The organism is Paenibacillus turpanensis, assembly GCF_011421635.1.
Classification (GTDB): Bacteria; Bacillota; Bacilli; order Paenibacillales; family YIM-B00363; genus Paenibacillus_AK; species Paenibacillus_AK turpanensis.
The window spans coordinates 44,445-67,547 of the sequence record NZ_WTLI01000027.1 but is presented as its reverse complement, the minus strand read 5'-3'; the positions used below and the strand labels follow the sequence as shown (position 1 = coordinate 67,547).

Here is a 23,103-nt window from a genome sequence, read left to right as displayed (position 1 = left end):
AATAAACAAGCAACAAGCTTGCACACACTCGTTCATCGCATCCAGTTTTCAGGGAATGACCACACTTGGGTGTGGTTTTTTTCGTTTCACGATGGTTTCGCAACGGTTTCACGAAAAAACGACCCGATCTTCAGCCACGCATTGGCTGTACTAGATGGGGTCGTTCCGTTAAGGTAAATAATATCCGATATCCTGATCGGTAATCCGAATCATGCCGTAATCTTTGGAGCCCCGCTTTAAGCGAAGGGCCGTCGCGATACGCGGCACGACAAGCCAAAGATGAATAAACAGTGCGTTTGCTGCCCACAGCCAATCACCCCATGGTGCAATCAAGCAAGCGGCAGCAATGCCTACGAATAAAAGGTTCCAATAGTACATAAGGAAGGTGCGCAATCCATAGTGGTAGTTCGGAAGGAACCCGAACCATGGCCAGCCCTTGCGCCAACCCCAGCGAGAGGCGCCGGGATCCTGACGGATCCGCTGCAGCAGCGAGATCAGGAAACGGTGGATAACGAGCCATATCGGAATCCATAACACGAGCATAACCATTTGTAATGGATTCCCTTGAAGGGCATTAAACACGAAGGCTCCAGCTAGCAGCACAGGCAGCGCGAAAAATGCTGCGGACCGGTGCGTAACCTTGCGGATCAGTTTGTATTGATAAATCGTTGTGTCCCGTTGCTGATGAAGCAGATGACTGTCCAAGCTGTCTGATCCTCCATTCCATCCGTATCCGATGTAATCAATAAGCCTGGTCCATCGGACCCGGTCGTGCTGTAATCGATATCTTGTGCGGAGAGCCACACGCTTTGCCGGCTTTCCACATATGATAAGGATGAAATTATGATACGATGAATATACGAAGGTTGCAAATCTATTTTCCCAGAAATCGAAGTTTAAAAGCTAGGAAAATGTGAAAGAATAAGAGTATATTCAAAACACATAATTATTCATAGAAGGTGGGTATCGGCATGGAGGAAGGAAAACTGCAGCCGTGCATCATCTGCGGGCAAGTTCATTCAGAAGGAATTATGATCATTGATCAATTTATTTGCAGCGCCTGCGAATCAGAGATGGTGCGGACCGATGTGATGGACGCAAAATATCCGTTTTTTATCCGGCAAATGAGACAGCTTTGGTACAGAAAGAACGCATAGACTTGAAAGGAGGCCTTGATTCGAAGGCCTCCTTTTCTTTTGCGAACGGGCTATAGTAATATAAGAGCATTGCAGTTTGAACTTTGGAAAAAAGGAGCTGGCGCGGGTGGAACGAAGTAGAGCCCCCTTATATGAAAAGCTGTGTGAGCATTGGCTGCGGGGGCCGTCCAGCTTCCACGTGCCCGGCCACAAATACGGGAAAGGTGTGCTGGAGCCTCACGGCCGCAGCTTCCTGCAGGAGGCGTGCTTGCTCGATGCTACGGAAGTAGCCGATCTGGACGATTTGCATGCGCCGGAGGGAGTCATCGCGGAGGCGGAAGCGCTGGCGGCGGATTGCTTTGGCGCCGAGCAATCGTTTTTCTTGGTCGGCGGGAGTACGGCCGGCAATATGGCGTTAATTCTGACGATGTGCGGTCAGGGAGACGTAATTCTTGTGCAGCGCACCGCGCACAAGTCGGTTTTGCATGGGCTGATGCTGGCCGGAGCAAAAGCCGTGATGCTGCCGCCGGCGTTCGACCGGTACGGAGAGGCCGGGGGCATTGCCGAGGATATGCTGGAGAGGGCGCTGGCAGCGTACCCGGAAGCAAAGGCAGTGATGATTACGAGCCCAAGCTATTACGGGCGCAGCGGACCGGTTCGCAGGCTTGCCGAGATTGCCCATCGGCATGGCAAGCCGCTTCTAGTCGACGAAGCGCACGGTGCGCATTTCGGCTTTCATCCAAAGCTGCCGGCTTCGGCATTGTCGCAAGGAGCGGACGCGGTCGTGCAGTCGACGCATAAAATGCTCTCAGGCATGACAATGTCGGCGATGCTCCATGTACAGGGTGGCCGTATCCCTCGCGATGTGCTCAAGCAGAGATTGACGATGCTGCAAAGCTCCAGTCCATCTTATGTACTGCTAGCTTCCCTTGATTTGGCTCGGCGGCAGATGCATACGCAAGGATACGCCGTAATAGAGCAGGCAATGGAGGCTGCCGACTGCTTCCGTCAAGGAATGGAGTCTCTTCCACAATTTCGGCTGTCTTCTGCGGATGACCCGATGGCGGATCCGCTAAAAATAACCGTTACAATTCCCGGTGAAAATTTATCCGGCTTCGAGCTTTCGCAGCTGCTCCAGGAGGAAAACTGTTACCCTGAGCTGGCGGACCTTAGACGAGTGCTGCTTGTCTTCGGCCCCGGCTCGACAATAGAGGACAGCCGCAAGCTCTACGCGGCCTTCCAGCGGATCGGCATGCGTATCCCACACGAGCAGAAGAACAGGGTGAAGCCTCCGGCGGAAGAAGAGCAGCACGAGCTGCTGTTTCCGGAGTCGCCTCTTTTGCCGATTCCATTCACAATGAACACGCCGGAAAGCCGCTGGGTTCCACTGGAACAAGCGCCAGGAATGTACTCGGCCCAGCTTGTCGTACCATATCCGCCGGGTATTCCGCTATTATTTGCTGGAGAGAGAGTAACTGCAGCGGCGATAGATTATATAAGGAAGCTAAACGGCTTCCAAGCCAAAATTCATGGTATTCCTTACGAAAAGACAGGATGGATTAAGGTTTTTGCAGAGTGAGGGATGGACGGAAACATGGGAAATGAGGAAAGCAGCATGCATCAGAAAAAGAGAGAACCGAAGGATCTGTATTCCGAAGTGAATCAGGAGAACGAAATGGCCAATCTTCAGAAGGGGGCAGACCCTGCTTCCAATCGAGGTTGGTTCATTACTGTCGAAGGTCCCGAAGGGGCAGGAAAAACAACGATGATCACAGGGGTGGCGGAAGCACTGCAAGCAGAAGGGTATCGTGTCATGGTTACGCGTGAGCCGGGAGGAATCGAAATTGCAGAGCAAATCCGCGGAATTATTTTGAACCCCGCCAATACGGCGATGGACGCCAGAACGGAAGCGCTTCTCTATGCAGCGGCGAGACGGCAGCATTTGTCGGAAAAAGTCGTACCGGCTTTGCAGCAAGGAATAATCGTCATTTGTGACCGTTTTATCGACAGCAGTCTAGCTTACCAGGGCTTTGCGCGTGGGCTTGGAATTGATGAGGTATGGGGGATTAACCGTTTTGCTACAGAAGATGTTATGCCGGACGTGACGTTTTATTTGGATATAGAGCCGGAGATTGGCTTAGCACGAATCCAAGCCAGCAAGCAAAGAGAGGTCAACCGGTTGGATTTAGAGAAGCTCGATTTTCACAAGCGCGTTCGGGAAGGGTATCATAAGCTGCTCGCGAGATTCCCGGAACGAATAACCGTCATTGATGCGGAACAGCCCCCGGAACAAATGATTCGTCAGGTTTACGAGAGCTTGAAGCAGCAGCTGAATGTTAACTGACGAAGCTCTGTAATCATATCGAAAGATGAGCACCGATTTCCAGATGGCATGCGTCTAGGGGCGCTGCATCGTTTTTAGCTCATCAGCTATCTTTCGGATCGTTTCCACCTGCTCCATAATAATACCGGCCATTTCGCCGCGGCCGATTTCAAGCAAATCCGGGGTCATCACACGCAGCAAATCCTCAATTGTTCCTGAGGCGCTCCTCAAGTCGTTGGCAAGAGAATGAATCCCAGAAGTCCTTTTGGACGGAAGGATAGGACTGCGATTCCGGTTGATATCGATAACTGGAGCTATTAGGGGGGGGACACTCTCCCTCAGCTCCATTTGGGATAATTGTTCGCGCAGACTGTGCATGCTTTCCTGCAGGCGATCTACCTTCGTCTGCTGGCGGATGCAGACCAAATGCCCGGAGCCTTCGGAGTCCCAATGCTGGAATATTTCGAATAACACGCATGTTTCCTGAACGGTTTGCATGTTGAGCTCAACGCGGGCAAGCGATTGCCCGGAATGGATATAGTTTCGCGCTTTTTCGTAGGATTCCAAGTCCACGAAATCAAGAAAAAGAGCGCTGGGGGCAAAGATGGCTGCTCCGGACGCCGAACGTTGAAGAATGCGAAAGCTGGCATCGATGTGAAAATACGGAACGGGTAAATAAGATAACCATGGATTCAAAAGAAAATCACCCCGTTGTCTTTTTGAGAGCCGCTGAGCGTTTTTGATAAAATTCAGGCAGCCAGTACGTTAACTCCAGCAAGTCGCCGATTAAGGCCGTCTTGTCGGAGCAGTACGGACGAAGATCATATTTGTTGACTAATCGTCCGCCAACCATAACAAGGGGCTGATGATGGAGTGCTTCGAAGGTTTCTACGTATTCTGCCAGCTTCGGAAGATGATATACAATGGAAGTGGAAATCCCAATCATGTCCGGCTTCCAATTCATCGCACCGATTAACGCAAATTCCAAAGGCAGATTAGGGCCGTAAAACCTTACATCCCAGCCTTCTTCCCTCAAATAACAGGCTACCATTTTTAACCCCAAATAATGCTCTTCCCCTTCTAAGCAAAGCAGCATCGCTTTTGGCGCGTTGGGCTTTGGCGGTTTGGTCATTTGGCTGCTGTACCGGGTCAAAGTGATGTCGCAGGTCGCCGATGCCAGATGCTCGTCCGCTACCGAGATCAAATTGTGTTCCCACAGCTGACCGATGTATTTCATCGAATGTCCCAATAATCGCTCGTAGATAAACAGGCTGTTTTTACCAGCCTCACGGTTCTCGGTTATGGCTTCCCAAGCAGCCGTCTGGTCGCCGTTCAGCAGCAGCTCTGTGAATGATTCTATAGGTTGCAACGGGACCACCTCCGTTTGCTAGATTAATCAGCTAAAATAGACGTACGGTTCATATTTTATATGAAATCCAAGAAGATGCCTAGCAAAGCGGATAAATTTCCGGTTAGTAACATTTAAAAGTTGCATCACTTAGTAGATTGGCATATGCTATTTTAGTATGCTAGAAAAAGTATAAATAAAGTCGAAAGCGGCCCGATATCGAAAGATCATCCGTGTCGGCTTGAAGGGGTAAGGAGACCATGGAACAGAACCAAGCTCCAAACGCACTGGAAGAAAACGAATCGACCGGGTATATCGTCGGAATCGGCGCTTCGGCCGGCGGGTTGGAGGCTCTCGAGAAGTTTTTCGGGAAAATGAGCCCATACAGCGGCATGTCGTTTGTTATTGTCCAGCATCTATCGCCCAACTATAAGAGCTTCATGGTGGAACTGCTTTCGAAGCATACGGCCATGAAAATTGTAGAGGTTGAGCATCAGATGAAGGTGGAGCCGAATGTCGTTTATTTAATTCCGCCTAAAAGCAACATGACGATCATCAACCGTGTCCTGCAGCTAAAAGAGAAATCATCCCCTTCGGGGTTAAATATGCCGATAGATTTATTTTTCGAATCGCTTGCGGAGGATGTAGGTCCTGCTGCCATAGCGGTTGTATTGTCGGGTACAGGTTCCGATGGAACAAAGGGGATCCGTGCGGTAAAGAAGCGTGGCGGTCTCGTTTTGGTTCAGGACGAGCAATCGGCTAAATTTGACGGAATGCCCAAAAGCGCGATTATGTCCGGTCATGTGGATTACGTCATTTCACCGGAAAATATGCATGAATACTTAATGGAGCATGCGCAGAGCAATATGGCCACGAAGGAATACAACGAGAACGAACTTGCGACTCCAGAGCTGATGTCACCCACAGATGTCGAAAATTACGTTCTTGATATTTTTCGGCTGATTCAGGAAGAGAGCGGCGTAGATTTTACCTATTACAAGCGAAACAGCGTTTTGCGGAGAATCGAACGGCGGCTGAGTTTACATAATATGTCTTCGATTGTGCAGTATTACGATTATTTGAAGGAAAATCCCACAGAGATCCACGCCTTGCGTAAGGACTTGCTGATCGGGGTTACGAATTTTTTTCGCGATCCGCTGGCTTTTGAGGTCATTCGGACGAGAGTGCTCCCCGCCATCTTTGAACGCAAAAAAGATGAACAGGAAATCCGCGTTTGGGTTGCGGCATGTTCAACGGGAGAGGAAGCGTACTCCATCGCCATTACGCTGAAGGAGTACATGGATCGTACGAACCAATGGTTCAATGTGAAGATTTTTGCAACGGATTTAGAGAAGGATTCCATTGAGTATGCAAGCCAAGGAATTTATCCCGAGAGTATCATGGACAATATGTCGGAAGAGCAGCTGGACCGCCATTTTATCCGCGACGGCGATGTGTACCAGATTCGCAAAGAAATCCGCAAAATGATCGTTTTTGCTCCGCACAATATCACCAAAGACCCGCCTTTTAGCAATCTCGATCTCATCACCTGCCGCAACATGCTCATCTATATGCAGCCTGAAATGCAGAAAAAAGTGTTGTCCTTATTCCATTTTGCTCTCGTGCCGACCGGATTTTTATTTTTGGGTCCAAGTGAGACGCTCGGACGGTTAACCAATTTATTTACAGCCTTCGACCGCAGGTGGAATATATTCCAGCAGAGAGATGAAAGCTTGGGACGCGCTCCAAATGAAGTTGAGCTAGGGGAAAATGTGCAAGCGCAAGTAATGGAGCATCGGAAACGGGTGCTGCCGGGAATTCGTGCAGCGACCGAGCATAAAAAAATTGATGATATTTATACCACCTTCGTGGATGAGCATATGCAGCCGTGCATGGTGGTAGATGAAAATAACGATATCGTCCATTTAAGCGGCCCGGTGAATAAGTTTTTGGCATTAGCCAAGGGGAAACCGAGCTGGAATGTGTATAAAATGGTCGAGGCAAATTTGGCAGTAGCGATCATGACGGCAGTTCAGAAAGTCCGCAAGGAAAAACAGCCGGTCGTATACCGTAATATGACGTTTGCGCCGGATGAGAGCATTCTCTTGCACTTAACGGTAAAACCGTTTTCCCGCAAAAAACGGGCGTTTGAGCGCTTAGTTCTTGTCATGTTTGAAGAAGAGCAGATGGAGAATTTGCTTGAGGATAAATCTACGGTAACACTTGACCTGACAAGTAATGTCAATCATCGGATTGTGGAGCTGGAGCAGGAGCTGCAGCGTGCGGAGGAACGGCTTCAGGCGACCATTGAGGAGCTGGAAACGTCCAATGAGGAGCTGCAGGCGACCAATGAAGAGCTGGTAGCGGCCAATGAGGAGCTGCAAAGCACGAACGAAGAGCTGCAATCGGTCAACGAAGAGCTCGTAACGGTGAATACCGAATATCAGTACAAAATTCAAGAGCTGACGGAAGTTAACAATGATATGGATAACTTCTTGATCAGCACGAAGATCGGCACCATTTTCTTGGACAAAAACATGTGCATCCGCAGATTTACTCCGGCAATTACGCGGGAAATTAATTTAATGGACGTTGACTACGGCCGGCCGATTGCACATATCTCACACAGCTTTAAATATGAAGGCTTGGTTGATGACGCTAAAATGGTGCTTCGGACGCTCATTCCAGTGGAAAAAGAGATTGAAAGCCGCAACGGCAAGTGGTACAGCATGCGGGTTCTTCCGTACCGGACGACGGACAATTTTGTGAAGGGGATCGTGTTGACTTTTGTCGACATTACCGAGCTGAAGCTTATTAACCAGGAGCTGATCAAGCTTTCCTATGCCATCGAGCAAAGTCCGAGCATTATCGTCATCACGAATTCGGAGGGGCGCATAGAGTATGCGAATCCGCAATTTATGCGATTAACCGGGTTCGCGATGGAGAATGTTGTTGGACGGGATTTCCACTTCCTCAATTTGTGGGAATCTCAGGATAAACACAAGGAAGTCTGGGAAACCATAAGTAACGGCTTTACGTGGCAGGGAGAACTCGAAGGGAAGCGCCGCGACGGCTCGAATTTCTGGGAAACGGTGAAGATGCTGCCGATTACCGATCAACAGGGGCAGGTCATTCATTTCCTGCGAATCGCCGAGGATATCAGCGGGCTGAAGGAGACCGAGGAGCTGCTTCGCAAGTCGGAAATGCTGTCAGCGCTTGGCCAGATGGCGGCAGGCATTGCCCATGAAATCCGCAATCCGTTAACTGCGTTAAAGGGCTTTACGAAGCTGATTTCCACAGGCAAGCACAGCGACAGCTATGTGGAAATTATGTCCACCGAGCTGGAGCGCATCGAGCATATCGTCGGAGAGCTTCTCGTGCTCGCAAAGCCGCAGGCGCTGGAATTCCGGCCGGCGAGCATGAAAACAGTGCTGGGCGATGTCGTCATGCTGCTGGAAACACAGGCCATCATTAACAACGTAGAGATTGAATGCCTGTACCATACGGAGAATACGTCCGTGTATTGTGTAGAAAATCAACTAAAGCAGGTATTTATTAATTTGATTAAAAATAGTGTCGAAGCGATGCCTTCCGGCGGTCGGATCGAAGTGACTGTATCCGAGCTGCCGAATGAACGGCTGCAGCTTCGCTTTAAAGATCAAGGAACAGGCATTCCAAAAAGCAAGCTTGCAAAGCTTGGCGAACCGTTCTACACGACGAAAAATAAAGGGACGGGCCTTGGTCTTATGGTCAGCTATAAAATTATCGAAAATCATCAAGGCCGGATCGTCATTGAAAGCGAGGAAGGGAAAGGTACGACGGTAACGATCGTACTGCCTCTTGATGGAAGAGAAGCGGAATAGAAGAAGGGCGGCTCAGGCCGTCCTTTTTTTCATAGATGGAATTAGGCAGCTTTTCACCTGTATGAGGAGGGTATAGACACCAATATTGAAACTTTTGTATATAATATAGGAATATAGACGGAGGAATTGCAGGTACTGCCGTCAAAATAAGTAGGTAGTAAATAATGTTATAGACAGTTTGGAAACGCTTACGAAAACAAACATGTTATAATCATGGTATAATCAAAGGAGGGATTCGGCATGAAATTAGTTATTGCTGTAGTTCAAGACAAGGATAGCAACCGATTGTCGAACGCACTAATCAAGGCCGGGATCCGTGCAACGAAGCTGGCGAGCACTGGCGGCTTTTTGAGAGCGGGCAACACCACATTTTTGATCGGGATTGATGATGACCGGTTGGAAGAGGTGTTTTCCATTATTAAAGCAAACTGCAAGGTGCGGGAGCAGCTCGTTACGCCGGTTTCTCCGATGGGAGGAACAACGGATTCGTATATTCCGTTCCCGGTGGAGGTTCAGGTTGGCGGCGCAGCGGTATTCGTGCTTCCTGTCGAACGGTTTGAGCATTTTTAGAGGGAGCGACCCGTTATGAAAATTAACCCCGGCTGGCGGCCGATCGATACCGGCGTACGGCGGAACGATTCGTCGGCCAGCCAACCGCTGCCTCCAAAGGGCTTTGCGGATCTGATGGACCAGCAGCGAGAGCGAACAACGATGGACGAGCTCCAGCAGCGTCTGCAGCAAATCGCGATGCAGGGCGACCGTTTGGCGAAGTCCATGACGGTGCGTGAGCTGCGATTGTACAAGCAAATGGTGAAATCGTTTCTGGAGGAAACGGTTCGGCGGGGGGTAGGCCTGAAGGAAACGAAGGGCTGGGATCGCCGCGGCCGGACGAAACGGTATCAAATCATTGAAGAAATCGACCGCAGCCTGCTCGAACTGGCTGAGGAGCTGCTTACCAGCGAACAAGGGAAAATTCAGCTGCTCAACAGTATCGGCGACATTCGCGGACTGCTTATTAATTTATTATTTTAAGGATCGGATACTATGGCCTATGCGTTAGCGGATATTATCGGACAAGAGCGGGCAAAGCAAATGCTGCAGAGCGGACTGCGCCGCGGACGCACATCGCATGCGTATATTTTCAGCGGGCCGCCCGGAACCCAGCGCAAGGAAGCGGCGCTGGCATTTGCCGCTGCACTGCTGTGTGAGGCGCATGGAGAGGACGCCTGCGGCTCATGCCTATCCTGCCGCAAGGTGGCGAGCGGCAATCATGAAGGCATCGTCATGGTCGAGCCGGAAGGCAGCAGCATCAAAATTGAGCAAATCCGCGAGCTGCAGAAGCAGTTCGCCTACCGGTCTCAGGCAAAGCGAAGTGTGTACATTCTCGGAGCCGCAGACCGGATGACGGTTCAGGCAGCGAACAGCCTGCTTAAATTTTTGGAGGAACCGTCGCAGGCGGTGACGGCGATCCTCATTACGGACAACGGACATGCTCTGCTGCCAACGATCAAATCGCGGGCGCAGTGGATTCCGTTTACTCCGCTTCCTGCGAGTACGATGGCAGAACTTCTCCGTCAGGAGGGCAGGCCGGATCCGCTCGTTCGTGCGGCGGTGCGAATTTCGTCAGGAATTGAGCAGGCGCGGGACTTTATCCAATTAAATTGGTTTGCAGAGATGAGAAACCTAGTGTTACAATTAGCGAAGGAGTCTCTTTCCGGCTCCGGATCGGCATTGGTAACCGCCAATGCGCTGCTTTCCAAGCCAGATCTGCAGGAAGGTCTGGAAACCTGCTTTGATTTATTTCTTCTATTATTTAAAGATATGATTTCGATCCAAAGCGGTGTTAAGCAATCGATCGTTTATATAGACCAGACGGACTGGCTTTCCAAGCAAGCATTCGCGAAATCTGCCGCAGAATGGGTTCGAATGATGGAGCATGCGATGGAAGGGAAGAAACGGCTCCGTTTCCATGCGAATCCGCAGCTTGTGCTGGAGCAGTTTGTCATATCGTTACAGGGAGGATCGTATGCAAACGTATGAAGTTGTAGGCGTCCGCTTTAAGAAAGCGGGTAAAGTATACTACTTCGACCCCTCCAACCTCTCGGTCCATCAAGAGCACAACGTCATCGTTGAGACTGCTCGCGGTATCGAGTACGGCAAAGTCGTCACCCCGAAGAAGACAGTCGGTGAAAACGATGTGGTGCTTCCTTTAAAAAAGGTGATCCGTATTGCGGATGAGAAAGATGCAGGGGTTGTTGAAGAAAATAAAGCGGCCGCAAAGGACGCGTTTAAAACTTGCGTAGATAAAATTCGTGGCCATCAGCTCAAGATGAAGCTGGTGGACGTTGAATATACGTTTGACCGCAACAAAATCATTTTTTATTTTACCGCCGAAGGGCGTGTCGACTTCCGGGAATTGGTGAAAGACTTGGCTTCCGTGTTCCGCACACGCATTGAGCTGCGCCAGATCGGGGTTCGGGATGAAGCGAAGCTGCTCGGAGGGTTAGGTCCCTGCGGACGCATTCTTTGCTGCTCGTCCTGGCTTGGGGATTTCGAGCCGGTTTCGATTAAAATGGCGAAGGATCAAAGCTTATCGCTGAATCCAACGAAGATATCCGGTCTTTGCGGCAGACTCATGTGCTGCTTAAAGTTCGAGCACGATAACTACGAAAGCAGCAAGGATGAGATGCCGACGGTTGGAGCTATGGTGCTTACTTCTCTGGGTAACGGAAAGGTTGTCGGCCTAAACCTGGACAACCGTATGGCACAGGTAAGGCTGTTCGAGCAGGGCGGAAAAGTCATGGAGCTGCCTTTCGACGATGTCGTCATGCAGTAGGGGCGCAAGGTATGGGGTGGAACGGTGGACAAAAGAGACGTTTACGAACAGGTTTGCGGCTTGGAAGATCAGGTGAACACCATACAGCGTGAGCTTGCGGATGTGAAGCAGCAGCTCGTTGTCCTCTTAGAGGAGAACAATAGACTTAGTATTGAAAACTCGCAGCTGCGCAAGCTAATTAAGCGAGAGGAACAGGAGCCACTTCCTGAGGGCATGGCTCATGAGGAGCCGGAAGCCGGGGAGCACCATCCTGCGCCTTCGGAAGCTGCGGTAACGGCCGTAGGTGAAGGTCATGACAACTTAGCGCGCTTATATCATGAAGGCTTTCATATTTGTAATGTGTATTATGGACATTTGCGTATCGAGGGCGACTGCTTATTTTGCTTATCGTTCTTGAACAAAGATGTGAGATAAGGTTTCTTGTAGCGCCGTGGGGTTCCTGCGGCGTTTCTTCGTATATAAATTGCTGAAAGGAAATGATTAGCGGTGCAGCTTCGAGAAGGCGAGCGGATTGACGACCTACTGACACATCAGCTCAAAATTATACAAAGCGACGAGGTGTTCGCTTTTTCCCTGGACGCGGTGCTGCTGGCCCGTTTCTGCAGCGTACCGGCCCGTGGCCGGGTCATGGATTTGTGCACGGGCAACGGGGTTATTCCGCTGCTGCTCTCCACGAGAACGAAAGCACTGATTGACAGTGTAGAAATTCAAGAGCGCTTGGCCGATATGGCGAGCCGGAATGTGGAAATGAACGGTTTGGCGGAACAGCTGAACGTCTTTCACGGAGACTTAAAAGAAATTCATAAACAAACGGGTACAGGGGTATATGATGTCGTCACCGTTAATCCGCCCTACATGCCAGTGGCGAGCGGGGATCGAAAGGCGAATTCTTATATCGCCGCGGCAAGACATGAGGTGTACTGCACGCTGGAGGATGTCATTGCCTGCTGCAGCCGCCTTCTAAAGTTCGGAGGCAAGGCGGCAATGGTGCATCGTCCCTCACGTCTCATCGATATTATTACACTGATGCGGGCGTACCGGTTAGAGCCGAAGCGGATTCGCTTCATTCACCCTAAGCTGGGGGCCGAAGCAAACATGGTGCTGGTGGAAGCGGCAAAGGAAGGAAAGCCGGAGCTGCGTCTGCTTCCGCCTTTTATCGTTCATGAAGAAAATGGAGCATACACGGCGGAGCTGCAGCGCATATTTGAAGGGAAGCAACTACATTTAACGGACGGTGATCAGGATGGGTAATATACAGCAGGCAGGAACGTTATACTTGGTTTCCACACCGATCGGTAATTTGGAGGATATGACCTTCCGGGCTATTCGTATTTTGAAAGAGGCCGACTGGATCGCAGCCGAGGATACGCGGCAGACGAAGAAGCTGCTGACGCATTTTGAAATCGAAGGGCCGAGGCTTGTGAGCTACCATGAGCATAACAAGATGGCGAGCGGACCGGAGCTGATCAAATTTATGCTGGAGGGGCAGCAGGTCGCGCTGGTGAGCGATGCCGGAATGCCGGCCATATCCGATCCGGGTGCGGATCTGGTGGCGCTGGCAATTGAGGCTGGGATCAGCGTCATTCCGGTACCCGGTGCGAACGCCGCTTTGTCTGCGTTAATTATTTCCGGACTGCCGACGGATTCGTTTCTTTTTCTGGGGTTCCCTCCCCGAGAGAAGAAGAAGCTGCGCGAGCTGTTCGATAAATGGAAGGGCTGCGACGCTACGATGATCTTCTATGAATCGCCGCATCGCATTGAAGCGACGATGCAAACGGTTGGCGAAGCATGGGGCATGCAGCGGAAAGCGGCGCTTGTCCGCGAGCTTACGAAACGTTATGAGGAAGCGATCCGCGGCACGGTGGAGCAGATTCTCGGACATCTGGAGCAGCACCCGCCCAAGGGCGAATTCGTGCTTGTGCTGGAAGGGGCTTCGGAAGAGGAGCGTGCGCAAGCGGAAGGGGAGCAGTGGTGGGCAAGCCTATCTATTGAAGAGCATGTAGCTCACTACGAGCGCGAGACCGGAAACAGCAAGGAAGCGATTAAGTTGACGGCTGGTGACCGTAAACTGCCGAAGCGGGAAGTGTACCAAATCGTACATACGGATGAGAACAAAAAAAGGTCCCGAGACGTGTAATGCGAGGGACATCACGTCTTGGGACAACAAGGAGATATAAAAAGGTTAGAATTAACATGGGTTATGTTCTTATTATATACGATAATTCCTAATTTGTCACAGGGGTAGGCAAATCTGAGATGCAAGAATTGCAAACAATTTTCCCCTTGAAGTAGGAAACGTTATCAGCATTGCTGCAGAAGATGCATGCAGGCTCATATTTCTTGAGCATAATGCGCTCGCCGTCTACATAAATTTCCAACGCGTCTTTTTCGCCAATCCCTAAAGTGCGGCGCAATTCAATTGGAATAACAACGCGTCCCAGCTCATCGACCTTACGTACAATTCCTGTTGATTTCATTATATAAGAGTCCCCTTTCGACATCTTGTCGTCATGATTCGACAATCTTTGTAACTTCATGATACCAGCCATTGCCATAACAGTCAATAACTAAATTCAACTTTATTTCTGATTTTTCGACAATATTTTTAACGATTTTGTGGACAATCCTTGTTATTACGATAAAATCAAATCAAACCAGTGGATATAATTGGAGAGGAATTACAGAGATTTGTCGAATTTTTATTGCTGTGATTGGAAACGGAAATGAGAGGAGTTCGACAAGTTAATAGCGAAAAATGTCGAATTAAAAAGTAAGTGTAGATATTTAATTCGGTTGATGAAAAAAATTTAGGAGGGTACTGCATGATATTTAAGGAAGAAAAAGTATTTAAGGATCCCGTACATAAATATATCTACGTTCAAGATCAGCTCATTTGGGATTTAATTAATACGAAGGAGTTTCAGCGGTTGAGAAGGATTCGGCAGTTGGGCACTTCGTTTTTCACGTTCCATGGTGCGGAGCACAGCCGTTTTTCCCATTCCCTTGGGGTGTATGAAATCACGCGTAAGATTATATCCGGGTTTGAACGGGCGGCATATGAGGACTGGCCAGCCTCGGAACGGCTGCTTTCGCTTTGCGCCGCGCTGCTTCATGACGTTGGGCACGGCCCTTTTTCCCACTCTATTGAAAAGGTGTTTAAGGTGATGCATGAGGATTGGTCATGCCGAATCATACTGGGAGATACGGAAGTAAATGAAGTGCTGCGGCGAGTGTCCCCTGATTTTCCGCAGAAAGTAGCCAACGTGATTTGTAAAACTTATGAGAAGCCCATCGTAGTTGGCCTGGTCTCCAGCCAATTGGATGCGGATCGGATGGATTACCTGCTGCGCGATGCATTTTTTACTGGGGTAAACTATGGTACCTTCGATATAGACCGCATCTTACGTGTCGTTCGTCCTTACCAAGGAAAAATTGTCGTTAAGGAAAGCGGCATGCATGCCGTTGAAGATTACTTAACCTCCCGCTATCAGATGTACTGGCAGGTGTATTTCCATCCGGTAACCCGCAGTTCTGAGATTATTTTGCGCAAAATTTTCTTGCGGGCTCGTGATTTGCATCAGCAGGGCTATTCCTTCGGCTTCTTTTTACATCCGTTGGACGATTTGCTGGCCAATACGTTAACCGTTGAGGACTATTTGCGGCTTGATGAATCTTTTATTCAAACTACCTTCATGCAGTGGACGATGGAAAAGGATCCGATTTTAGCGGATTTATGCCGAAGATTTTTGGAACGAAAGCTGTTTAAGTATGTAACCCTGGATCAGGTGGATGAGGAAGCGGTGAATGAGCTCAAGTCGCTGCTTGATTCCTTAGGGGCGGATTCGACATATTATGTAGAAATGGATTTTCCGACAGATCAGCCTTACGATGTATACCAGCCGGGGGGCTCGAAAGAGAAAACGACACCGATTTATTTGCTGACGGAAAAGCAGGAGCTCGTAGAAATTTCGCACGTATCGGAAATTGTCCGGTCCATCAGCGGCGTACATAAAGGAAAAGTTCAGTTGTTTTATCCGGCGGATTTATTGGCAAAGCATCGGGCAGCAGTAACCCCGTCCGTAGCCAAGCTGCTTGGATCATGAAAGGAGACATACGAATACAAATGTTAGTCGACACACATACGCATATGGATTCCAATAAATTTGATGACGATCGGGACGAAGCGATTCGAAGGGCAAGAGAAGCGGGAGTGTCCACCATTGTAAACATCGGCTTCAACCGCGAGACGATTCCGACGACGCTGGAGCTTGCCGAGAAATACCCTTTCGTGTACGCCGTAGTAGGATGGCACCCGCAGGATGCAATTGATATGAAGCCTGAAGACCTGGATTGGATTGAGGAGCTGGCGAGAACACATCCCAAAGTTGTTGCTTTAGGGGAAATGGGCCTCGATTATTATTGGGATACCTCACCGAAGGATGTGCAGAAGCAGGTGTTCCGCGAGCAAATCCGCCTTGCTCGTAAATTGTCGATGCCGATTGTGATCCATAACCGCGACGCGCATCAGGATATTATTGAAATATTACGCGAAGAAAAAGCGGAGGATGTCGGGGGCATCATGCATTGCTTTTCCGGCAGCTGGGAGACCGCGAAGCAATGCCTTGATATGAACTTTTACATTTCCTTTGGAGGGCCGGTGACGTTCAAGAATGCGCGTCAGCCAAAAGAGGTGCTTGAGCAGGTGCCGCTGGACAGGCTGCTGCTGGAGACCGATGCGCCGTATTTGACTCCTCATCCATATCGTGGGAAGCGCAATGAAACCGCATACGTTCGGCTGGTTGCGGAGGAAGCGGCACACCTAAAAGGGGTAACTTTAGAGGAAATTGCAGCGATTACCACCAAAAATGCACTTACAGTTTTTGGTAGAATCAAAAAAACGGAAGATTGAGCGGGATTGAGTGAGATCGAACCAGAGAAAGGTGCAATGTGAAGGCTTTCATGCTTTAAAATTTGCGAAAACGGCCGTTTTCGAACAAATTTGGAGCCTTTCGTCCCCTTTACAACAATACCAGCCAGCGAGTATGATACAGAGCATAAAGCTTCAACAACTTCATATGCAGCATCTTCCAATCTCGCTGAGTTTCCGTAAGGGAAACGGGGGAACCGCATTGAATGCTCCGGCACTGCCGTCTGCATTCTAGGGGTGAATTCCGCTACACGCCGATCTAATACGGCGCAAGGGCGGATAGGGCAACTCTCACGTCCGAATCCGACAGCTAACCTCGTAAGCGTTAGAGAGGCAACGTCATCGGGCATTCAGTTTCTTTCATCATGTGCTAAACGTGAGAAAGCCGCGATAAGAGTTCCTCTTGTCGTCGGCTTTTTATGCTTATTTGCATAGAAAGACGGCGGCTGGGCAGACGTGAAGTTGGGGAGGGTTGACATTTTGATAGTCGCGTCGAATCGTCATCACTGAAGATTCAGCAAAGGCGGGGCTATGAAGGAGGACCGAGCAAGTGGGCCAAATCCGAGCAGAGGACACCCATGTAACGCGATCATCCGGATGGACCTTCGCATGGCGCTTGGAGCGGAAACAAATCCGTCGTTTAGCGTTAGCCGGCAGCATTGCCGGAGCGATGATTGCACTGTTTTTGATTTTGATGTCTTATACGGACGTAAAGAAGGTCACCATTGTAGTTGACGGACAGCAAACCGTCGTCCATACCGAGCTTTCGGAAGTATCGGAAGTACTGAAAGAGCATAATATTGCCTTCAGTGAGCATGATCGGATTTCCAAAGGGGCAGAAGACGAAATTACGAATGGGGATACGGTAACGATTACGCATGCCGTTCCGGTAGAGTTAACGGTTGGCGGTCAAACAGAAACAAAATATACCGTCGGTAAAACCGTACAAGAGGCGTTAACGGATCTCGGAATTACGGTGGGTGAGCTTGATAAGGTATTCCCTTCTTTAGACGCACCGATCACTGAAAAAGTTGCGCTTCAAGTCGTTCGTGTCGAAAAAAAGGTGGAGCAGCTTCAAGAGACGATTCCGTTCCAAACGGTTACGAAAAAAGACACTCAACTGGTCAAGGGCAAAGAACAGGTCGTGCAGGAAGGCAAGGAAGGCCTGCTTGTCAAAGAGATCGAGAACGTATATGAAGACGGCGTGCTCGTCGCACAAAACGTACTGCAGGAAACCGTGCAGTCTGAAAGTGTAAACAAGGTCGTTGCAGTCGGAACGAAGAGCCCTGTTGTGGTTCTGAGCTCATCGTCGCCTAACATTGATCAAGCGACAAAAAGCGGCGTGACCTTCGGTTATAAGCAAATTTTAAAAAATGTAACCCTAACGGCTTACTCGGCCGGGGTAGAATCGACGGGCAAGGACGAGAGTCATCCGCAATACGGCAAGACGTTTTCCGGTACAACGGTAACGGAGGGCCGGACGATCGCAGTTGACCCGAAGGTTATTCCGATGGGCTGGTGGGTCTATATTGACGGTATCGGCTTCCGCCGTGCCGAGGATAAAGGCAGCGCTGTAAAAGGGAATCATATTGATGTTTACTTTGATAGCGGGGATTATGCGTCGCGTTTCGGGATGAAAAAAGGGTATACCGTATATGTCATCGGACCGACGAAGCCCGCAACGAACTAATCATTTGTGATGAATTGGGCAAACTGATACAATTGAATGAAATTATACATGGAAGAAGAGGGATGGCTGTAAGCGCGCTGCTTGCGGCACCTCTTCTTTTTTGCGAATATGCGAACGGAGTGGGAGCGGGATGATCAAGGAAGTGATCGTCGTCGAAGGCAAGGCGGATACGGTGGCGATTCGCCGTGCCGTAGAAGCCGATACGATCGAAACGGGAGGCTCGGCGATTGGCGAGGATGTGCTGCGCCGCATTGAAATTGCACAGAAGCGCCGTGGCGTTATTATCTTTACCGACCCGGATCATGCGGGCGAGCGTATCCGCAAGATTGTCGCCGCGCGGGTGAAGGGCTGCAAGCACGCGTTCCTGACGCGCGAAGAAGCCGAGGGGAAGCGGAACCTTGGTGTGGAATATGCATCGCCAGAGGTAATCCGAAGGGCCTTAGACGAGGTGCGTTCGGAAATGGAGAACGCCGAGCCGCAGGTAACCTGGAGCGACCTGATTGACGCGGGGCTTATCGTCCACCCGCAAGCGGCAAAACGGCGGGAAGAGGTCGGAAAGCTGCTGCGGATCGGTTATGCGAACGGGAAGCAATTTTACAAGCGCTGTGTATCGCTGCAAATTACCCGTGAGGAGCTTTTGGGGGCGGTACGGCAAGTGGATAACGGGGAGGGTCAACCATGAGCGATATGCTGATCGCGACGCCGCGACGGACCAAGGAAATCATCGGAAAGCACGGCTTTCAGTTTAAGAAAAGCTTGGGCCAAAACTTTTTGATCGATAATAACATCTTACATAAGATAACAGCGGCCGCTGAGCTCGACGAAAGCAAGGGAGCATTGGAAATCGGCCCGGGCATCGGCGCTCTCACCGAACGGCTTGCTAAGGAAGCGGGCAAGGTCGCTGCCATTGAAATCGATACGCGGCTGCTGCCCATCCTGCAGGAGGTTTTGGAGCCGTATCCCAATGTGCGGGTATATCACGGCGATGTGCTGAAATACGACCTGCACCAGCTTTGGAAGGAGTACTTCCAGGGGTACGAGAAGGTGAGTGTGGTCGCGAATCTCCCTTATTATGTGACGACGCCGATTATAATGAAGCTGCTGGAAGAAGGGCTTCCGTTTGAACATATGGTGGTTATGATTCAGAAGGAAGTGGCGGAACGCATGGCGGCGGCGCCGGGCACGAAGGATTACGGCAGCCTGACGGTTGCCGTGCAGTATTACTGCGAGACGAGTCTGGTGACGATCGTCCCGCATACGGTGTTTATTCCGCAGCCGAATGTCGATTCGGCGGTGATCCGGCTTACGCGTCGCGAGACGCCGGCTGTGCAGGTGTCGGACGAACGCTTCTTCTTTGAAGTGGTGCAGGCTTGCTTCGCCCAGCGGCGGAAGACGATCTCGAACAACCTGCAGAGCCATTTCTCTGGACGGATGGAGAAGGAGCGAGTCAAGGAGCTGCTGCAGACCGCAGGAATTGATCCTGTCCGTCGCGGCGAGACGCTCAGCCTGCAGGAATTTGCGAGGCTGACGGAGACTCTCGAGCAGGCGCTTGCTGAAGGTAGAAGCTAAGAGCAAGCAGCGCACGAGCGGTGAGGTGCAAGTGGTAGGCTGGCTGAGTCGATTTCTAGGGAAATCGGGACAAAGCCAGCCTTCATTTTGTCTCCTCGATCATGCAAAAGCTCGTTTGACGCATATGCACCAAACGCCCATCCCTGCCATAGGATACAGGAAGGGAGGGGATGTAGCACATGAAAACGGGCGATTACGTAACCCGCAAATCATATGGAAATGACTTGTTGTTCCGCCTGCTGGCTGTCGAGGGGGATCGGGCGATCATTTGCGGTGTCGATTATCGGCTGCTGGCGGATGCTCCGCTGGAGGATTTAGAGCCGTTTCAAGACGATACCGACCGCTGGGACCGGGGCGCATCCGAAAAGCTGCTGCGGTCATCCGAGCAAATTCGACAGTGCCGCAGGCTGCTGCAGCAAAATTTAGATAAAGAAATTATTCGTAAGGCTAACGGCGGACAGCCGTATTTTGAAGTGCCAGGCACCGTGCTGCACTTGGACGGGGATGCCCATTACTTACAAAAAAGCTTGAAGCTTTACCGGGAAATGCAGGTTCCTGCAGAAGGTCGCCATGTGGCCGAATCGGAAATTCCTGAAGCTCTTCGCCACCTGCTTCCTCGCGTCAAGCCTGATGTCGTTGTCGTTACAGGACATGACAGCTTTCGCAAACAGGGAGACGGCAACCGGCTAAATATCGACAACTATAAAAATTCGCGACATTTTGTGCAAGCCGTTCGGATAGCCCGTAATTACGAGCGCAATCGCGACGCTTTAACGATCATTGCCGGCGCCTGCCAGTCGCATTTTGAAGCGCTGCTGCAAGCGGGCGCGAATTTTGCAAGCTCTCCGAACCGCGTCCTGATTCATGCGCTGGACCCTGTATTTATTGCAATCAAATCGGCGTACACCCCGATTAAGGATACCGTTAACATTTACGATGTCGTTCAGCACACAGTGAGCGGTTTTCAAGGGCTGGGCGGGATTGAAACCCGCGGAAGCTACCGGATTGGGATGCCCAAAGTCCCGTTAAACAAGTAAAAATGGACCAAAATGGGCAAAATTTTCGTTGCAAATGCGCAAATTTCGTTGACAACAGCTTTGATCCGCTGATATAATAATTCCCCTTGTTTGACATACCGCCTCTTTTCCGCTATAATGTAGTAGGAAAGAGGTGGTAGTTGACAATGGCTAAAAATGCGCTGTTGGAAATCAAACGCAGTTTGGAAGCTCATGTCGGGCAAAAGATCGTTTTAAAAGCAAACGGCGGTCGGCGAAAGACCATTCAAAGAACCGGCGTTTTGGAAGAAACCTACCCTTCTGTTTTCATCGTGAAACTGGATCAAGAGCAGCATGCTTTTAAACGCGTATCTTACAGCTACGCAGATATATTAACGGAGTCCGTGGAAGTCACCGTATGCAATGACGATGGACAAGTCCGGATTAGCTACATGAATTAAGCTAACCTATCATGTTGAAGCCTGATACGATCTAGGCTTCTTTTTTTACGCCTGAATCCTGTATTTAACAGTATGAAAAATGTGCGATTCGGCAAAATAATTCCCAAACCAAACCTTTGGAGGGATGATGATGGGTCGCAGACGGAGAGGCGGAGTCATGTCGGAAGGCTTAAAATATGAATTAGCGAAGGATTTGGGCTTTTATGATAAAGTGGAAAAGGAAGGCTGGGGCGGCATTACGACCAAAGACGCCGGTAATATGGTCAAGCGCGCACTCCAGATCGCAGAATCTGCGGTGAGCCAGAAAGCAGCACCCGCCGCAGCGCAGAAGGAAGCTCCAAGGGCGGCGGCTTACCCTATGCCATCGGCACCTACGGCAGGTACTGCCGGCGGATATCCATCCGCAGCAGCTTATAGCGGACGAACTGGCGTTGGGCAAACGGGCGGCAGAACCACCGGTGGAGGATATTCGAATTATAACGCGTATGCGCGTAGTGGTATGAACGCTTCCGAGCAACGTGCCGGGTACGCAGGGGCGCCATCTCCTTATCGGCAGCAGGAAGGCATCACCGCAGCATATACGGCGGGTGTGCCGGACAGCCGGAATGCCGGCTACCAGTACGGTGGCCAGACGATGAACACGCGAGCAGTGTCCATGCCTTACGGGCAAAGCGTGACTCCGGGGCAGTACGGGGCGGGTCAAGGATATGTTAATCCAAACGGCTTTATTCCGACGGGAGCGGCCGGAACGGCTGGCGCCGCTGAACAGCAGTCGAAAATATAATTATATAACACAGGGAGCCGGACGCATGTTGTCCGGTTCTTTTTATACAACCAGCAAACAAGTAAACAACTGAGGAAAAGCACAGTGTTTTGAAGGACATTTCACATTTACTGGGTCTGTTTGTTATAATGACAAAAAGAGTTTTCGCGGGATCAGGTCCGCGTAAGTACGGCGATTTGAAGCGGCATGCAGGAAAAGGGGAAACACGGTGAAAATTTACGAGAAGGCGCCGGCAAAAATCAATCTCTCGCTGGATGTTTTGCGAAAGCGCAGCGATGGGTATCATGAAGTTGAAATGGTCATGACGATGGTTGATCTCGCAGACAGGCTTTCGATGGAGGAGCTTCCGAGGGACACCATTATCATATCCAGCCAGGTTGGATACATACCGCTTGATGAGAAAAACTTGGCTTTTCAGGCTGCGAAGCTGATAAAAGAACGATATGAAGTAAAGAAGGGTGTATATATCCACCTGGACAAGCATATACCGGTTGCTGCCGGACTTGCCGGGGGCAGCAGTGATGCCGCGGCAACGCTGCGCGGATTGAATAAGCTTTGGAAGCTGAATATTCCTCTGGAGGAGCTGCAAGCGTTAGGAGCGGAGCTCGGCTCCGACGTTCCGTTTTGTGTGAAGGGCGGAACGGCAGTTGCGCGCGGCAGAGGAACGGAGCTTGAGCCGATCGGCGCTCCGCCGCAGTGCTGGGTCATCTTGGCGAAGCCGCCGATTAATGTATCTACCGCCGATGTTTATGGAAAACTGAGAGCGAATGAAATCAAAAATCATCCGCCGACGTCCCAGCTGCTGCAGGCCATTCGGGAGCATGATTTTGCCATGCTTTGCCGATCCATGGGCAATGTTCTGGAAGATGTAACGCTGGAGCTCTACCCTGAGGTCCGTCAGCTGAAAGATGCTTTTATTCGGCTTGGCGCCGATGGGGTATTAATGTCGGGGAGCGGACCGACCGTATTCGGGCTTGTGCTTAAGGAATCAAAGGTGACACGAATCTACAATGGTTTGAGAGGGTTTTGCAAAGAAGTGTATGCAGTTCGGCTCTTAACATAGCGATAACCAAAGATGGCAGCCAATTGCCATCTTTTTCTTGCAAAAATACGGATATTAATGTTATATTCTGATTATATTATTCGGATTTGATGCGTCAACTTTGTTGAC

The 23,103-nt window shown here is 50.3% G+C and carries 23 protein-coding genes, 1 pseudogene and 1 riboswitch; of the genes and pseudogenes, 20 read left to right on the top strand and 4 right to left on the bottom strand.

The window, feature by feature from the left end; all coding sequences use genetic code 11:
* Positions 1–168: 168 nt before the first annotated feature.
* Positions 169–705, bottom strand: a complete 537-nt coding sequence (locus tag GQS10_RS20585) for a hypothetical protein (RefSeq protein ID WP_166245766.1) — start codon at positions 703–705, stop codon at positions 169–171.
* Between the two features lie 266 nt (positions 706–971).
* On the opposite strand from GQS10_RS20585, the gene GQS10_RS20580 reads away from it, so the two are divergent.
* The 3 genes from GQS10_RS20580 (at position 972) to tmk (ending at position 3,480) form a co-directional block, all read left to right on the top strand.
* The gene (locus GQS10_RS20580; protein WP_166245765.1) at positions 972–1,157 is read left to right on the top strand and encodes a sigma factor G inhibitor Gin; all 186 of its coding nucleotides are present in this window, start codon (positions 972–974) and stop codon (positions 1,155–1,157) included.
* Positions 1,158–1,263: 106 nt separating this feature from the next.
* On the top strand, positions 1,264–2,715 hold the full coding sequence (locus GQS10_RS20575; RefSeq protein ID WP_166245763.1) for an aminotransferase class I/II-fold pyridoxal phosphate-dependent enzyme: 1,452 nt from the start codon (positions 1,264–1,266) through the stop codon (positions 2,713–2,715).
* 96 nt (positions 2,716–2,811) lie between these two features.
* Positions 2,812–3,480 (top strand): dTMP kinase, encoded by a 669-nt coding sequence (tmk, locus tag GQS10_RS20570; protein ID WP_166245780.1) that lies wholly within the window; start codon positions 2,812–2,814, stop codon positions 3,478–3,480.
* A gap of 54 nt (positions 3,481–3,534) precedes the next feature.
* Here the strand turns inward: tmk and GQS10_RS20565 are convergent, their stop codons facing one another.
* Positions 3,535–4,155, bottom strand: coding sequence for a hypothetical protein (locus GQS10_RS20565; RefSeq protein WP_166245761.1), 621 nt, complete (start codon positions 4,153–4,155; stop codon positions 3,535–3,537).
* A 7-nt stretch (positions 4,156–4,162) separates the two neighbouring features.
* The gene (locus GQS10_RS20560) at positions 4,163–4,828 is read right to left on the bottom strand and encodes a cobalamin B12-binding domain-containing protein (protein ID WP_166245760.1); all 666 of its coding nucleotides are present in this window, start codon (positions 4,826–4,828) and stop codon (positions 4,163–4,165) included.
* A gap of 239 nt (positions 4,829–5,067) precedes the next feature.
* Here GQS10_RS20560 and GQS10_RS20555 point away from each other — a divergent pair, with 239 nt between their 5' ends.
* The 8 genes from GQS10_RS20555 to rsmI all read left to right on the top strand — a co-directional run bounded on the left by GQS10_RS20555 (position 5,068) and on the right by rsmI (position 13,643).
* Entirely contained in the window at positions 5,068–8,670 is a 3,603-nt protein-coding gene (locus GQS10_RS20555; RefSeq protein ID WP_166245758.1) for a chemotaxis protein CheB, read from the top strand.
* A gap of 240 nt (positions 8,671–8,910) precedes the next feature.
* On the top strand, positions 8,911–9,240 hold the full coding sequence (locus GQS10_RS20550; RefSeq protein ID WP_166245757.1) for a cyclic-di-AMP receptor: 330 nt from the start codon (positions 8,911–8,913) through the stop codon (positions 9,238–9,240).
* A gap of 15 nt (positions 9,241–9,255) precedes the next feature.
* Entirely contained in the window at positions 9,256–9,702 is a 447-nt protein-coding gene (locus GQS10_RS20545; protein WP_166245756.1) for a YaaR family protein, read from the top strand.
* 12 nt (positions 9,703–9,714) lie between these two features.
* The gene (gene holB, locus GQS10_RS20540) at positions 9,715–10,710 is read left to right on the top strand and encodes a DNA polymerase III subunit delta' (protein ID WP_166245754.1); all 996 of its coding nucleotides are present in this window, start codon (positions 9,715–9,717) and stop codon (positions 10,708–10,710) included.
* Entirely contained in the window at positions 10,697–11,506 is an 810-nt protein-coding gene (locus GQS10_RS20535; protein WP_166245753.1) for a PSP1 domain-containing protein, read from the top strand. Before holB ends, GQS10_RS20535 begins: the two co-directional genes overlap by 14 nt.
* A 24-nt stretch (positions 11,507–11,530) precedes the next feature.
* Positions 11,531–11,920 (top strand): DNA replication initiation control protein YabA, encoded by a 390-nt coding sequence (yabA, locus tag GQS10_RS20530; protein WP_166245751.1) that lies wholly within the window; start codon positions 11,531–11,533, stop codon positions 11,918–11,920.
* 72 nt (positions 11,921–11,992) lie between these two features.
* The gene (locus tag GQS10_RS20525) at positions 11,993–12,757 is read left to right on the top strand and encodes a methyltransferase (RefSeq protein ID WP_166245750.1); all 765 of its coding nucleotides are present in this window, start codon (positions 11,993–11,995) and stop codon (positions 12,755–12,757) included.
* Positions 12,750–13,643 carry a 16S rRNA (cytidine(1402)-2'-O)-methyltransferase gene (gene rsmI, locus GQS10_RS20520; protein ID WP_166245748.1) on the top strand — a complete coding sequence of 298 codons (894 nt, stop codon included), beginning with the start codon at positions 12,750–12,752 and terminating at the stop codon, positions 13,641–13,643. The genes GQS10_RS20525 and rsmI overlap by 8 nt, the downstream gene beginning before the upstream one ends.
* A gap of 88 nt (positions 13,644–13,731) precedes the next feature.
* Here the strand turns inward: rsmI and GQS10_RS20515 are convergent, their stop codons facing one another.
* Positions 13,732–13,986: an AbrB/MazE/SpoVT family DNA-binding domain-containing protein gene (locus GQS10_RS20515; RefSeq protein WP_166245778.1), complete on the bottom strand. Its 255-nt coding sequence runs from the start codon at positions 13,984–13,986 to the stop codon at positions 13,732–13,734.
* A gap of 342 nt (positions 13,987–14,328) precedes the next feature.
* Here GQS10_RS20515 and GQS10_RS20510 point away from each other — a divergent pair, with 342 nt between their 5' ends.
* The 9 genes and pseudogenes from GQS10_RS20510 to ispE all read left to right on the top strand — a co-directional run bounded on the left by GQS10_RS20510 (position 14,329) and on the right by ispE (position 22,995).
* On the top strand, positions 14,329–15,609 hold the full coding sequence (locus GQS10_RS20510; RefSeq protein ID WP_166245746.1) for an HD domain-containing protein: 1,281 nt from the start codon (positions 14,329–14,331) through the stop codon (positions 15,607–15,609).
* A gap of 20 nt (positions 15,610–15,629) precedes the next feature.
* Entirely contained in the window at positions 15,630–16,415 is a 786-nt protein-coding gene (locus GQS10_RS20505) for a TatD family hydrolase (RefSeq protein ID WP_166245745.1), read from the top strand.
* Positions 16,416–16,590: 175 nt separating this feature from the next.
* Positions 16,591–16,773: riboswitch (cyclic di-AMP (ydaO/yuaA leader) on the top strand.
* A 210-nt stretch (positions 16,774–16,983) separates the two neighbouring features.
* Entirely contained in the window at positions 16,984–18,123 is a 1,140-nt protein-coding gene (locus GQS10_RS20500) for a ubiquitin-like domain-containing protein (protein ID WP_166245744.1), read from the top strand.
* A 130-nt stretch (positions 18,124–18,253) separates the two neighbouring features.
* Entirely contained in the window at positions 18,254–18,805 is a 552-nt protein-coding gene (gene rnmV / locus GQS10_RS20495) for a ribonuclease M5 (RefSeq protein WP_166245742.1), read from the top strand.
* Complete coding sequence (gene rsmA, locus GQS10_RS20490) at positions 18,802–19,692, top strand: 16S rRNA (adenine(1518)-N(6)/adenine(1519)-N(6))-dimethyltransferase RsmA (protein ID WP_166245740.1); 891 nt, start codon at positions 18,802–18,804, stop codon at positions 19,690–19,692. The genes rnmV and rsmA overlap by 4 nt, the downstream gene beginning before the upstream one ends.
* A gap of 179 nt (positions 19,693–19,871) precedes the next feature.
* Positions 19,872–20,729, top strand: coding sequence for a sporulation peptidase YabG (gene yabG / locus GQS10_RS20485; protein WP_166245738.1), 858 nt, complete (start codon positions 19,872–19,874; stop codon positions 20,727–20,729).
* Positions 20,730–20,875: 146 nt separating this feature from the next.
* Positions 20,876–21,148, top strand: coding sequence for a biofilm formation stimulator Veg (gene veg, locus GQS10_RS20480; RefSeq protein ID WP_166245736.1), 273 nt, complete (start codon positions 20,876–20,878; stop codon positions 21,146–21,148).
* A 130-nt stretch (positions 21,149–21,278) separates the two neighbouring features.
* Positions 21,279–21,458, top strand: a pseudogene (locus tag GQS10_RS20475) (small, acid-soluble spore protein, alpha/beta type); the annotation flags it as partial.
* A 682-nt stretch (positions 21,459–22,140) separates the two neighbouring features.
* On the top strand, positions 22,141–22,995 hold the full coding sequence (ispE, locus tag GQS10_RS20470) for a 4-(cytidine 5'-diphospho)-2-C-methyl-D-erythritol kinase (RefSeq protein ID WP_166245734.1): 855 nt from the start codon (positions 22,141–22,143) through the stop codon (positions 22,993–22,995).
* Positions 22,996–23,103: the final 108 nt, after the last annotated feature.

Excerpts from the sequence above, each read along its gene's own strand:
- GQS10_RS20555 (WP_166245758.1), top strand. The coding sequence starts at position 5,068 with ATGGAACAGAACCAAGCTCCAAACGCACTGGAAGAAAACGAATCGACC.
- rnmV (WP_166245742.1), top strand. The coding sequence starts at position 18,254 with ATGATCAAGGAAGTGATCGTCGTCGAAGGCAAGGCGGATACGGTGGCG.
- rsmI (WP_166245748.1), top strand. The coding sequence starts at position 12,750 with ATGGGTAATATACAGCAGGCAGGAACGTTATACTTGGTTTCCACACCG.
- yabG (WP_166245738.1), top strand. The coding sequence starts at position 19,872 with ATGAAAACGGGCGATTACGTAACCCGCAAATCATATGGAAATGACTTG.
- GQS10_RS20510 (WP_166245746.1), top strand. The coding sequence starts at position 14,329 with ATGATATTTAAGGAAGAAAAAGTATTTAAGGATCCCGTACATAAATAT.
- GQS10_RS20550 (WP_166245757.1), top strand. The coding sequence starts at position 8,911 with ATGAAATTAGTTATTGCTGTAGTTCAAGACAAGGATAGCAACCGATTG.
- rsmA (WP_166245740.1), top strand. The coding sequence starts at position 18,802 with ATGAGCGATATGCTGATCGCGACGCCGCGACGGACCAAGGAAATCATC.
- veg (WP_166245736.1), top strand. The coding sequence starts at position 20,876 with ATGGCTAAAAATGCGCTGTTGGAAATCAAACGCAGTTTGGAAGCTCAT.
- GQS10_RS20580 (WP_166245765.1), top strand. The coding sequence starts at position 972 with ATGGAGGAAGGAAAACTGCAGCCGTGCATCATCTGCGGGCAAGTTCAT.
- holB (WP_166245754.1), top strand. The coding sequence starts at position 9,715 with ATGGCCTATGCGTTAGCGGATATTATCGGACAAGAGCGGGCAAAGCAA.
- GQS10_RS20535 (WP_166245753.1), top strand. The coding sequence starts at position 10,697 with ATGCAAACGTATGAAGTTGTAGGCGTCCGCTTTAAGAAAGCGGGTAAA.
- GQS10_RS20545 (WP_166245756.1), top strand. The coding sequence starts at position 9,256 with ATGAAAATTAACCCCGGCTGGCGGCCGATCGATACCGGCGTACGGCGG.
- GQS10_RS20505 (WP_166245745.1), top strand. The coding sequence starts at position 15,630 with ATGTTAGTCGACACACATACGCATATGGATTCCAATAAATTTGATGAC.
- tmk (WP_166245780.1), top strand. The coding sequence starts at position 2,812 with ATGGCCAATCTTCAGAAGGGGGCAGACCCTGCTTCCAATCGAGGTTGG.